Here is a 12,488-nt window from a genome sequence, read left to right as displayed (position 1 = left end):
AGGCATATAGGTTAATGTAGCATAAAAAACTTTAGATTTAACATTGTTAATAATTTCTTCAGAGTAATAATTATCATTAAAAGTTATATTAGGGTCTTTTAAATTAAGCAAATTTAGTATAAAATTATTATGAGACATGAGAAATCACTCCTTTTATGATTTTTTTGTGGTGATTAAATTATAACTAAGTGATTCTCTCTTGTCTCGTTTTTTTATACAAAAAATTAGTGTTAGTTTTCACCAACACTAAATATTATAGACCCAATTAACAACAGTCTTTTATTTTTTGTAGAAGAATATTTTTGTGAAAAGTGAATATGCTAAATGAAGGAATACATTATGTAATGTTTTTGAAATAATTTGGTTAAAATATAGAAATGAATATAGTATTGAGGTGGAAAATTTGAGATACAAAATAACCCCGTATCAGCTTTTTATTATGATGATTATTTTGCCTTATGGTAGTGCAATCCTTTTTTTCTTGGGCCCAAAGACAAAACAAGATGCATGGATAGCTATGTTTTTTTATTCATTATCAGGGGTTTGTTTACAAATTATATATACAGCATTACATTATAAGTATCCTAAAGATAGTTTGGTTGAATATATGCCAAAAATTTATGGAAAATTTTTGGGAAATATTTTAAGTGGAGTTTACATATGTTATTTTACATATATAGCATCAAGAGTGTTAAGGGATTATGAAGAAATGATATTTAATACTAGATTAAATAATACCCCGATGTTTTTTGTGGGTGTGTTTTTAATTATAGTTATAACTTATGGATTATATAAAGGTATTGAAGTTATTGTTAATCTTGCTAATTTGACATTTGTAATATTAGTAGGTATGCCTATTGTAGTGTTTATATTGGCGATATTTACAGAAGGATTATTTACGGTGAATAATCTCAAACCTGTTTTGGAAAATGGTTTTTTAGAAGTGATAATAAATGGATGGCAACTTATAGCATTTCCATATGGAGAAGAAATTGTATTTACTATGTTTTATCCTTATGTATTTGAAAATTATAAGGTAAGAAAAATAGCTATATTAGCTGTTGTTATTGAAGGGATTATATTGTCTATAAATGTAATACTATTTATAGGAGTATTAGGTTTAGAAATAGCAAGTGTATCTGTTTCGCCTTTTTTGCAGACTGTAAGTGTATTAAAAATAGGTTTTTTAGAGAGATTAGATACTTTATTTGTCGTTACATTAGTTGTTGGAGGATTTTTTAAAATTTCAATTTTTATGTATGCTGCTATTTTAGGAACATCTCAAATTATGAATTTAAATAATACGAAAATATTGGCAATTCCATTTGGAATTATTGTTTTATTTTTATCTCAAATTATAGCAAAAAATTATTTTGAACATATAAAAATAGGGCTTGAATTTGTAGTTAAGTATATACACATACCGTTGCAAGTTTTTATCCCTATTTTTACATTAATACTTTTATATGTTAAGCAAATTTTTATTAGTTGTAAGAAATAATATTTTATAAATAATTAATTTGAAGTAGGGGGAAAATAATTGAAAGAGGATAAAATGGATAAAATAGAAAAAAAATTAGATGAAATAGCTCAAATGTTAGATAAAAGCAGATTGAGAGAATATACAGATTTAATGAACAATCCGTTAAGACTTATTTATATTAATTTTATAGCTGGACTTGCTAGAGGACTTGGAACAGCTATAGGGTTAACTATTTTAGCAGCTGTAGTATTTTATATATTGAAAAGTTGGGTAAATTTACCTTTGATAGGGCAGTATATAGCAAAACTGTTAGATGTTATTGAAAATTACAGATAGGAGGAAAAATATGGGGAATATAGATTTGAATTATTATAAAAAAATTCTTTTAAAGGAAAGAGAAAAAGTTATAAATTTAATAGATGAAATTGATGATAATACTGTTTACGGAGATAATACTACACGTGTTAGCATGAGAGAAAATACTGGAGAATTATCGGGATATGACAATCATCCGGCAGATATGGGAACGGAAGTTTTTATGGCAGAAATGAATATGAATTTAAGAGATAATGAAAAAAATAGATTGTATCAAATAAATGCAGCATTAGAAAGGATAAATAATGGAACTTATGGAATATGTGAAAAGTGTAAAAAAGAAATAGAAGAGGAAAGATTAGATATAATTCCGGAAAGTTCTTTATGTTTTAGTTGTTCAAGTGAATACGATAAAATTTATAAAAATCAAGATTATAGACCAATTGAAGAAGAACTTTTAAATAAGAGAGACTATTTTTATAGTGATATAGTTGAAGATTTAGCAGATTTGAATAGAAATGAAGAACATGATCAAGTAGAAGATGATTTTTAAAATGCTATGGAAAGTATCCATGGCATTTTATTTTATGGTATAATTTTATGGATTAATTTATTAGGGGGTTGTATACGTGAGCATAATGTTAATTTTATTTTTAATAGGGTTAGATCAAATAACAAAATATTTTGTTTTAAAGTATTTATCTCAAGTAGGATCGATTGTTATTGTTAAAAATATTTTTAATCTTACATATGTAGAAAATAGGGGGGCTGCTTTTGGAATACTTCAGAATCAAAAATGGTTTTTTATTACAATTTCGCTAGGGGTAACTGTATTTATTCTATATTATTTATTTTCCAATAAAAATTTAGGAGTATGTACAAGAATTTCTTTAATATTGATTTTATCTGGAGCAATAGGTAATTTAATAGATAGAATAAGATTGAATTTTGTAGTTGACTTTTTGGATTTTATAGTATGGCCTGTTTTTAATGTAGCAGATATATGTGTTGTAATAGGAGGAATATTACTTTCATATACTATAATTTGGGGCAAAGAATAGGAGGAATTTTATGCAAGAAAAAGAGTTTATAGTTTTAGAGGAAGATGAAGGAAATAGATTAGATGTTTTTTTATCAAATGAATTAGGAGAAATGTCTAGATCATTTATACAAAAGTTAATAAAAGAGGGAAATGTACTTGTCAATGATAAAAAGGAAAAACCGAGATATTTAGTAAAAGAAGATGATAAAATCAGAATAAGTATACCTGAACCTAAAGTTTTAGAAGTAGAACCAGAAAATATACCTATAGACATAGTGTATGAGGATGAAGATGTTTTAGTAGTAAATAAACCTCAAGGTATGGTTGTTCATCCAGCACCGGGAAATTATACAGGGACTTTAGTAAATGCTATTTTATATCATTGTAGGGGTAATTTATCTTCAATAAATGGAGTGATAAGACCAGGTATTGTTCATAGAATAGATAAAAATACATCAGGGCTTTTAATGATAGCTAAAAATAACAATTCACATAATTTTTTGGCAGAGCAGTTAAAAGAGCATAGTATAACTAGAAAATATGAAATGATATGCCATGGCGTTTTAAAGGAGGATAATTTAACTGTAAATGCTCCGATTGGAAGACATCCTGTTGATAGATTAAAAATGGCTGTAGTACCTAATGGTAAAAGAGCTGTAACTCATTTTAAAGTAATTAAACGATTTGAAAAATATACATATGTTCAAGCACAACTTGAAACGGGGAGAACTCATCAGATAAGAGTTCATATATCATATAATAGACATCCTTTACTTGGAGATAGTGTATATGGGCCTAAAAGTTCTAAATTTAATCTAAATGGACAAGTTTTACATGCAAGAACTTTAGGATTTATCCATCCAACTACTAAAGAGTATATGGAATTTACATCAGAACTTCCAGATTATTTTCAAAAATTATTAAAAATACTTGACTAAAATATTTTTTAATGATACAATTTGTTAGAAGTAGATAAAATACCTTTAATTTCAGTCCAGAGAGGCTGGCAAGGATTATACTAAAAATTTTTATGGGATTATTATAACTTCTTGCCGTCTGGCAGGAAGTTTTTGTATTTATGGAGGTGTAATTCTTGAAAGAAAAAGCTAAATTAATGGATGAAAAGGCTATGGGAAGAGCTATAACTAGAATAAGTCATGAAATTATAGAAAAAAACAAAGGAATAGAAGATGTGGTTTTAATTGGAATAAAAACCAGAGGAGTTCCTTTGGCGAATAGAATTAGTAAAAAAATAGAGTCAATAGAAGGAAAAAAAGTCGAAGTAGGTGAGATAGATATAACCTTATATAGAGATGATTTAACTAAAGAAGATGTAGACCCAATAGTTCACGGTTCAAATATAGATTTTGATATAAATGATAAAAAAATAGTTTTAGTAGATGATGTTTTGTATACAGGAAGAACTGTAAGAGCTGCCATGGATGCAGTTATGGATATAGGAAGACCAAAATTAATACAACTTGCAGTACTTGTAGATAGAGGACATAGAGAACTTCCTATAAGAGCTGATTATGTAGGTAAAAATGTTCCAACATCAAAGAGTGAAATTATAAGTGTGAATTTAAATGAAATTGACGGTCAAGATTATGTTTCTATAAATGAAAAGTAAATAATCTAATTAGACCTTTTAATTCAGTCCAGAGAGACTGAAAAAGGGAGAAATTTTTCTCCCTCCTTATAAAAAATAAAGGAGGTATTTTTATGAAAACATTAAACCTATCTGTTAACAAATCTTTTGAGGCATCTGAAAATATTAAAAAAGTAGTTTTAGCAATTCAACATTTACTTGCCATGTTTGGAGCAACAGTACTTGTTCCTATCTTAACTGGATTTGATCCATCTGTAGCATTAATATCAGCTGGACTTGGCACTTTAATATTTCATTTAGCAACTAAAGGAATGGTTCCTGTATTTTTAGGCTCAAGTTTTGCATTTATACCTGTAATACTTACAGTTAAACAAATATATAATGGAGATTTATCTTATGCTCAAGGTGGAATAGTAATAGCGGGGATTTTATATGTTATAATGTCTTTTATAGTAAAAAAAGTAGGAGTTGAAAAAGTAAAAGAATATTTTCCTGCTCAAGTTACAGGACCAATGATTATGGTTATAGGGTTAAACCTTGTACCAGTAGCATTTGATATGGCGTCTGGCAATTATATAGTATCAATAGCAACTCTTTTAATAGCTATTTTGATAACTTTTTTAGGAAGAGGATTTATAAAACAACTTTCAATATTAATAGCTGTAACAGTAGGATATGTTATTTCTTTAAAATTAGGAATAGTAGATACTGGTGTTATAAAAGAAGCTTCTTGGATTTTGATTCCAAATTTTACATTGCCTAAATTTGAGATAGGAGCAATAGCTGTAATTGCTCCAGTGGTATTAGCTGTTTTTATGGAGCATATAGGGGATATAACTACAAATGGAGCAGTAGTTGGTAAAAACTTTATAGAAAATCCAGGGCTTAATAGAACGTTAATAGGAGATGGTCTTGCGACAATTATAGGTGGATTTATAGGAGGACCTGCTAATACAACATATGGAGAAAATACAGGAGTGCTTGCTATAACTAAAAATTACGATCCATCTATACTTAGAATTACAGCAGTATTTGCAATAGTACTTGGATGTATAAGTAAAGTGGGAAGTTTTCTCAGAACTATACCAACTCCAGTAATGGGTGGAATAAGTCTAATGTTGTTTTCTATGATAGCATTTATTGGATTTAAAACTATAAAAAATAGCAATGTAGAATTTAAAGTTTCAAATATTGTAATAATGATTTCAATATTAACAATAGGACTTGGAACAAATTATTTTCAAAGTAAAGGAATAGTTATTGGAATACCAGTTACTTCAACTGTCAAAATAACGGGGTTAAGTCTTGCAGCCATAATTGGAGTGTTACTTAATAAAGTGTTAAATAGAGAAAAAGCATCTTAAGATGCTTTTTCTATTTGTATGTCTTTATTTTTTATTTTACTTGCAAGTTTTCCTGTTTTATCTCCTAAATATCCAAGTATTGCTCCACATAATAATCCTGTTGCAGCCATTTTATAATCTCCATTTAATCCAAATGTTACAAAACATCCTATAAAACAGCATGGAATACAAGAAAGTATGTTAAATCTAGATTGATAAATTAAAAATACAGTTGCAACTCCTGTTGTAAGAACTATAGTTATTGCAGGAATATTTATTAAACTACTTATATAAAGTGTAACGCTTGCCCAAAATACACCACTTAAATTGCATATATATGATTTTATTGCTTTTTTTAGGGGATCGGTTCCATCAGCTACACAAAAACTTGTCCATCCTGCAAATCCTACCCATGTAAATATTCCACTTAAAAAGCTAGCACTTCCCCAAATTATAGCTACAACAGCAGAAAATATTGATATTAATAGTAATTCGCTAATAACAATCATCCTTTCTATAAAAATTTCAAGGAACTTCATTATATCAAGAAAATTAAAAAAAATAAAGTTTATTTTTTGAAAAGTTATAAAATAAGCGAGAAAAATTCCTCGCTTATTCATTTTCTTTATTATTTTTAATTTTTATAATATATTCTTCTGATGGAGTAACATATATAGTATTATTTGTTTCGTAAATTACCATTCCAGGTTTTGCGCCGTTAGGTTTTTTTATATTTTTCTTTTTTGTATAGTCTACAGGGACTTGAGATGACATTTTTGCTTTGCTAAAATACGCAGCAAGCATTGCTCCTTCAAATATTGTATTTTCAGGAACTTCTTTTCCTTCGCTTTTTATTATAACATGAGATCCAGGTATATTTTTTGTATGAAGCCATATATCATCGCTAGATGCCATTTTTAAAGTGAGATAATCATTTTGTTTATTATTTTTACCTACATAAATTTTAAATCCATCTGATGATATAAATTCATAAGGTGAAGTTTTTAATTTGTTTTTATCTTTATTTTTATTAGAGTTTTTGCCTTTAATATATCCTGTTTTTATTAGTTCTTCTTTTATTTCTTCAAGCTCATCTAGATTTTCACAGTTGTTTATATTAAATAGTATATTTTCTAAATATTCAATTTCTTCATTGGTTATTTTTAATTGATGTTTAAGTTCTATTGCTGCGTGTTTGAGTTTGTTGTATTTTTTAAAGTATTTTTGTGCGTTTTCTGATGGAGTTAGTTTTTTATCTAGTTTTATTTTTATGTTTTCGCCATCAGGATTATAGAAATTTACAACATCAATTTCACTCATTCCTTTTTTTATCATGTATATATAAGATGTTATCAATTCACCATAGGTTTTGTAGATATCAGCATTTTCAGATTCTAATAATTCTTCTTTTTGCTTTTTGAGTTTATTATAAAGTCTATCTAATTTATTTGAAATGTTTTTTCTTAGATTTTGTGATTTTTGGTTTATTCTTTCTTTAATATCTTTTTCGTAGTAATATTTATCGAGAATAAAGCTTATACTGTCATTTTCTATAAAAGAATAGTGGTTATACATTGTTATTTTTATGCAGCTAAAATCTATAACTTTATTTAGTCTTTTATCAATAGCAATACAAGGATAAAATATATTATTTTTTATTTGTTTAAAAAGTCTAGTAAATGCACTGTATAGTGAGCTAAAATCTTTTTTATCAATATAATTTGTATTAATATCTATATCAATATTACTTCTAAAGCATATTTCTTTGGCTATTAATGGGCTTATTCCTTTAAATGAAGAGTATATAGCTTTATATAGTTCTTTTTTGTTGTTGATAAGTGTATTTATAAATTTTTCTTGTGATATTTCATTTAGTGGATTTAATTTATTTTGAGATGGGGGATTGACATATTTTTGTCCTGGAAGAACTTGTCTATATCTGCTTATACTCAATGGTATTCTTTTTATAGAATCTAATATTTTGTTTTCTTCATTATCTACAAGTATTATATTGCTGTGTTTTCCCATTATTTCTATAATTAAATCTTTTGTTTTTTTTATTTTTAGTTCATCTAGAGATTCTATAGTTATTCGAATAATTCTTTCAAAATCTGGTTGATGTATGTTTACTATTTTTCCGTTTTGAATGTGTTTTCTAAGAACCATACAAAACATGGGTGCTTTTATAGGGTTTTCTTTGTTGTATGTATTAGTTATATATGCTCTTGGATTAGAGCTATTTGAACTAAGTAGTAATTTATAATTTGTTCCTTCGTTTCTTATGTTGAGAAGGAGTTCATCATCTTCAGGTTGGTATATTTTGTCTATTTTACCACCTGTTAGTTTAGAAGAAAGTTCTTTGATTAAAGAATTGATAACTATTCCATCTAATGCCATATAAAGTCCTCGCTTTCCAGTTTATTTTTAAATTTATAGGGAATTATATAATTTTAATAATAAATTGTACTTTGTACTAGTATATATTATAAATTAAAATTCTACAATTAAAAGAAAAATATTAAGAAATTGTAATAATTAGAGAGTTTTTGATTTATTTTTATTAAAACAAAATATATAATATAACTTTGTAGGAGGGGAGAGTATGATTGAATTTTGGAAAATGCATGGGGCTGGAAATGATTTTATAGTTGTGGATGGAGAAAAGTATTGCATACAAGATTATTCAGATTTTGCTAAAAAAGTATGTCATAGACATTTTGGAATAGGAGCAGATGGTCTTTTAATTGTAAAAAAATCAGATAAAGTGGATTGTAAAATGATATATTATAATTCTGATGGATCACGTGCTAAAATGTGTGGAAATGGATTGAGGTGTTTTTGTAAATTTGTTTATGATAAAAAAATAGTAAATAAGGATATTTTTAAGGTTGAAACTTTAGATGGAATAAAGGATGTTAAATTAAATTTAAATGGCGATAAAATAGAAAGTATTAAAATAAATATGGGCAAAGCAAAATTTGATTCTAATTGTGTTCCTGTAAAAACTGATAAAAATATGTTTATTAATGAGGATATATTTGTTGTAGATAAAAATATTAAAATATCTTCATTACTTGTTGGAGTTCCTCATACAGTAGTTTTTGTTGATAAAATAGATAAAGAAGAATTATTGAAATACGGGTCTGAAATTGAAAAAAACAGTATTTTTCCAGAAAAGACTAATGTAAATTTTGTTGAGGTGTTAGATAAAGAAAATATTTTAGTTTCTACTTGGGAAAGAGGATGTGGATATACTCTTGCTTGTGGTACGGGAATTTGTGCTAGTGTTGCCATGGCGTATTACTTGAATAAAACTTCAAATAAAGTTAAAGCAATATCAGAAGGAGGAGAATTATTAATAGAAATTATAGATGATTATATATATATGCAAGGAAGTGCAGTGAAAATTTGTCAAGGTATATTGGAGGGTTAAACATGGCTGTTAGTATGACGGGATTTGGAAGAGGAGAATATAAAGATGAAAAATTTCACTTTATTGTAGAATGTAAAAGTGTAAATCATAAATATACAGATATAAGTGTAAAAATACCTAGAAAAATATCTTTTTTAGAAGATAAAGTAAGACAATTAGTAAAAGAATACATTAAAAGAGGAAGAGTAGATTTATTTATTAAATTTGAATTAATAGGTGAAAGTGATATAAGTTTAAATTTGGATATAAATTTAGCAAAACAGTATTATAATATATTAAATAAAATAAAAGAAGAGATAAATGTAATAGATGATATATCTGTATTAAGTATAGCTAAATTTCCTGATGTAATTAAAATGGAGGAAAAAGAAGAAGAAGAGGAAATTATATGGAATTCTTTAAAAAATGCTTTGATTAATGCTCTTTTAAAATTAAAAGATATGAGAGAAGTAGAAGGTGTTAAACTTTCTCAAGATATAAAATTAAGATGTTCTCTTTTACAAAAATATATTGAAGAAATTGAAAGCCTTTCATATAATGTAGTTATTGAATATAAGGAAAAACTTGAAAATAGGATAAAAGAATTATTAGGAGATACTATAGATATAGATGAAAATAGACTTTCTCAGGAAGTTGCAATATACGCAGATAGAAGCAATATAACTGAAGAAATAGTGAGATTTAAAAGTCATATTAAACAAATAGAAAAAACGATAGATTTAAATGATTTAATAGGAAGAAAAATTGATTTTCTAATTCAAGAAATGAATAGAGAAATAAATACTATAGGTTCTAAATCTTCAAATTTAAGAATAACAGAATTAGTAGTAGAAGTAAAAAGTGAATTAGAAAAAATAAGAGAACAAATTCAAAATATCGAGTAGGAGGATATATAATGGCAATTAAGCTTATAAATATAGGATTTGGAAATATAGTTTCAGCAAATAGAATAATAGCTATAGTTAGTCCTGAATCAGCTCCTATAAAAAGAATGATTCAAGAAGCTAGAGAAAGAGGGATGCTTATAGATGCTACTTACGGTAGAAGGACTAGAGCTGTGATAATTACTGATAGTGAGCATTTAATACTTTCTGCTGTTCAACCAGAAACTGTAGCACATAGACTTTCAACAAAAGAAGATCACCACCATCATCATAATAATCATGAAGAATAGGAAGGAAGATATGGATGAAAAGAGAAGGACTTTTAATAGTTGTTTCAGGTCCATCTGGAGCTGGAAAAGGAACTATTTGCAAAGAACTTTTAAGAAAAAATAGTGAAATAAAACTTTCTGTTTCGGCAACTACAAGAAGCCCAAGAGAAGGAGAAATACACGGAGTAAATTATTATTTTATTACAAAAGAAACATTTCAAGATATGATAGATAAGGATGAATTTTTAGAATACGCAAATGTATACGACAATTTTTATGGTACTCCAAAAAAATATGTCTTTGAAACTCTTTCTAAAGGAGAAGATGTATTGCTTGAAATTGATATTCAAGGAGCTATGAGTGTAAAACAGAAATATCCAAATGGAGTTTTTGTATTTATACTTCCACCATCTTTAGAAGAATTAAAAAATAGAATTGTAAAGAGAGGGACAGAAAGCGAAGAAGATATTAAAAAGAGATTTGGAAGTGCACTTTCTGAAATAGAAAAAATAGAAAATTATAATTATTTTATAATAAATGAAGATGTAGAAAAGTCTGCATGCGAACTTCAAAACATAATTAATGCTGAAAAAAATAGAGTATCAAGATATAAAAATGATATAATAAAAATGTTTAAGGAGGAATTATAATATGTTAAATCCATCAATAAATGAACTTTTAAAAAAAATAGATAACAGATATAGTTTAGTAATTGCAGTTTCAAAGAGAGCTAGAAAATTAATAGATGGAGATGAAGGGTTAGTTGATGTAAAAGAGAATAAACCTGTAGCTATAGCTACTTATGAAGTTGCTCAAGATAAAATAACTTGTAGACCTATGACTAATGAGGAAGTTGAAAAAATGCAGGAAGATAAGAAAAATAAAGATAACATAAAGGAGTAACAAAAATGTTAAGTGGGAAAAATATAGTTCTTGGGGTTTCTGGAGGAATAGCAGTATATAAAGCTTGTGATATTGTCAGTAGATTAAAAAAATTAAATGCCAATGTAAAAGTGATAATGACAAAGTCTGCTACAGAATTTGTAACTCCTTTAACTTTTCAAAGTTTGAGCCAAAATTTTGTTATTACGGATATGTTCAAAGAGCCAAAAACATGGGATGTAGAACATATATCATTGGCACAATGGGCAGACTTATTTTTAATAGCTCCTGCTACAGCTAATATAATTGGAAAAATTGCTAATGGAATAGCTGATGATATGTTATCAACTACAGTTATGGCTACTAAAGCTGAAGTAGTAATAGCTCCGGCGATGAATACTAATATGTATGAAAATAAAATAGTGCAAGATAACATATCAAAACTTATAAAATTTGGATATAAATTCATAGAGCCAGAATCTGGGAGGCTCGCTTGTGGAGATGTTGGAAAAGGTAAATTGGCTTCTCCTGAAAATATAGTAAAAGAAATTATTGAAATATTTACAGATAAAAAAGATTTGAATGAAAAAAATATATTAATAACAGCAGGACCTACGATAGAAAGTATAGATCCTGTAAGGTATATAACGAATAGATCAAGTGGTAAGATGGGATATTCTATAGCAGCTGAAGCTGTAAAAAGAGGAGCTAATGTAACTTTAATATCGGGAAAAACAAATTTAGATATACCTGTAGGAGTTAAAAAATTTATAGAAGTAGAATCTGCAGATGATATGTATAATGTAGTTATGGAAAATTTAGAAAATAATGATATAATAATAAAATCAGCAGCTGTAGCAGATTATAAACCTAAATACAAACAAAGTAAAAAAATTAAAAAGAGTGATGAAGATTTATGTATAGAACTTGATAGAAATTATGATATTTTAAAAGAAATAGGAAAAATGAAAAAAAATAAAGTGCTAGTGGGTTTTGCAGCAGAAACGAATGATTTAATAGAAAATGCTAAGAAAAAAATAAAAAATAAAAATTTAGATTTTATAGTTGCAAATGATTTAACACAAGAAGGAGCTGGTTTTGGGGTAGATACGAATATAGTTAAGATAATAGACAAAAATGGAAATATCGAACAATATCCTAAAATGAGCAAATCTGATATTGCAAATATAATTTTAGATAAAATAAAATTATTATTAAAATAAGCATC

Annotated in this window: 15 protein-coding genes; 13 read left to right on the top strand and 2 right to left on the bottom strand. The window is 26.9% G+C overall.

Features of this window, described 5'->3' with window-relative positions; all coding sequences use genetic code 11:
• Nucleotides 1–403: 403 nt before the first annotated feature.
• From BUA19_RS04110 to BUA19_RS04080, 7 genes are all read left to right on the top strand, one after another.
• Nucleotides 404–1,501: a GerAB/ArcD/ProY family transporter gene (locus BUA19_RS04110; protein ID WP_072723954.1), complete on the top strand. Its 1,098-nt coding sequence runs from the start codon at nt 404–406 to the stop codon at nt 1,499–1,501.
• A gap of 39 nt (nt 1,502–1,540) precedes the next feature.
• Nucleotides 1,541–1,819: a DUF5665 domain-containing protein gene (locus tag BUA19_RS04105; protein WP_084601933.1), complete on the top strand. Its 279-nt coding sequence runs from the start codon at nt 1,541–1,543 to the stop codon at nt 1,817–1,819.
• Nucleotides 1,820–1,829: 10 nt separating this feature from the next.
• Nucleotides 1,830–2,351, top strand: coding sequence for a TraR/DksA C4-type zinc finger protein (locus BUA19_RS04100; RefSeq protein ID WP_178137450.1), 522 nt, complete (start codon nt 1,830–1,832; stop codon nt 2,349–2,351).
• Nucleotides 2,352–2,436: 85 nt separating this feature from the next.
• On the top strand, nt 2,437–2,859 hold the full coding sequence (gene lspA, locus BUA19_RS04095; protein ID WP_207645971.1) for a signal peptidase II: 423 nt from the start codon (nt 2,437–2,439) through the stop codon (nt 2,857–2,859).
• A gap of 10 nt (nt 2,860–2,869) precedes the next feature.
• Nucleotides 2,870–3,778: an RluA family pseudouridine synthase gene (locus BUA19_RS04090; RefSeq protein ID WP_072723950.1), complete on the top strand. Its 909-nt coding sequence runs from the start codon at nt 2,870–2,872 to the stop codon at nt 3,776–3,778.
• Between the two features lie 155 nt (nt 3,779–3,933).
• Complete coding sequence (gene pyrR, locus BUA19_RS04085) at nt 3,934–4,470, top strand: bifunctional pyr operon transcriptional regulator/uracil phosphoribosyltransferase PyrR (protein ID WP_072723948.1); 537 nt, start codon at nt 3,934–3,936, stop codon at nt 4,468–4,470.
• A gap of 92 nt (nt 4,471–4,562) precedes the next feature.
• On the top strand, nt 4,563–5,813 hold the full coding sequence (locus BUA19_RS04080; protein ID WP_072723946.1) for a uracil-xanthine permease family protein: 1,251 nt from the start codon (nt 4,563–4,565) through the stop codon (nt 5,811–5,813).
• On the opposite strand, the gene BUA19_RS04075 is transcribed toward BUA19_RS04080, so the two are convergent.
• Both BUA19_RS04075 and BUA19_RS04070 read right to left on the bottom strand, forming a co-directional pair.
• Entirely contained in the window at nt 5,810–6,301 is a 492-nt protein-coding gene (locus BUA19_RS04075) for a DUF1097 domain-containing protein (RefSeq protein ID WP_072723978.1), read from the bottom strand. The two genes, BUA19_RS04080 and BUA19_RS04075, sit on opposite strands and share 4 nt — an antisense overlap.
• Before the next feature lie 103 nt (nt 6,302–6,404).
• Nucleotides 6,405–8,189, bottom strand: a complete 1,785-nt coding sequence (locus BUA19_RS04070; protein WP_072723944.1) for an Rqc2 family fibronectin-binding protein — start codon at nt 8,187–8,189, stop codon at nt 6,405–6,407.
• 208 nt (nt 8,190–8,397) lie between these two features.
• On the opposite strand from BUA19_RS04070, the gene dapF reads away from it, so the two are divergent.
• The 6 genes from dapF to coaBC are packed head-to-tail and all read left to right on the top strand — an operon-like array spanning nt 8,398 to nt 12,483.
• Nucleotides 8,398–9,225 carry a diaminopimelate epimerase gene (gene dapF, locus BUA19_RS04065; RefSeq protein WP_072723976.1) on the top strand — a complete coding sequence of 276 codons (828 nt, stop codon included), beginning with the start codon at nt 8,398–8,400 and terminating at the stop codon, nt 9,223–9,225.
• Nucleotides 9,226–9,227: 2 nt separating this feature from the next.
• Nucleotides 9,228–10,109, top strand: coding sequence for a YicC/YloC family endoribonuclease (locus BUA19_RS04060; protein ID WP_072723943.1), 882 nt, complete (start codon nt 9,228–9,230; stop codon nt 10,107–10,109).
• 11 nt (nt 10,110–10,120) lie between these two features.
• Entirely contained in the window at nt 10,121–10,399 is a 279-nt protein-coding gene (gene remA / locus BUA19_RS04055) for an extracellular matrix/biofilm regulator RemA (RefSeq protein WP_072723940.1), read from the top strand.
• Nucleotides 10,400–10,413: 14 nt separating this feature from the next.
• Nucleotides 10,414–11,028: a guanylate kinase gene (gene gmk, locus BUA19_RS04050; RefSeq protein WP_072723938.1), complete on the top strand. Its 615-nt coding sequence runs from the start codon at nt 10,414–10,416 to the stop codon at nt 11,026–11,028.
• 1 nt (nt 11,029) lies between these two features.
• Entirely contained in the window at nt 11,030–11,281 is a 252-nt protein-coding gene (gene rpoZ / locus BUA19_RS04045; protein WP_072723935.1) for a DNA-directed RNA polymerase subunit omega, read from the top strand.
• 5 nt (nt 11,282–11,286) lie between these two features.
• Nucleotides 11,287–12,483 (top strand): bifunctional phosphopantothenoylcysteine decarboxylase/phosphopantothenate--cysteine ligase CoaBC, encoded by a 1,197-nt coding sequence (gene coaBC / locus BUA19_RS04040; RefSeq protein ID WP_072723933.1) that lies wholly within the window; start codon nt 11,287–11,289, stop codon nt 12,481–12,483.
• Nucleotides 12,484–12,488: the final 5 nt, after the last annotated feature.

Source organism: Tepidibacter thalassicus DSM 15285 (assembly GCF_900129915.1).
GTDB classification, from domain to species: domain Bacteria; phylum Bacillota; class Clostridia; order Peptostreptococcales; family Peptostreptococcaceae; genus Tepidibacter; species Tepidibacter thalassicus.
Note: the sequence above shows the minus strand (reverse complement) of the source record. Positions and strands in the feature narration are given on the sequence as shown.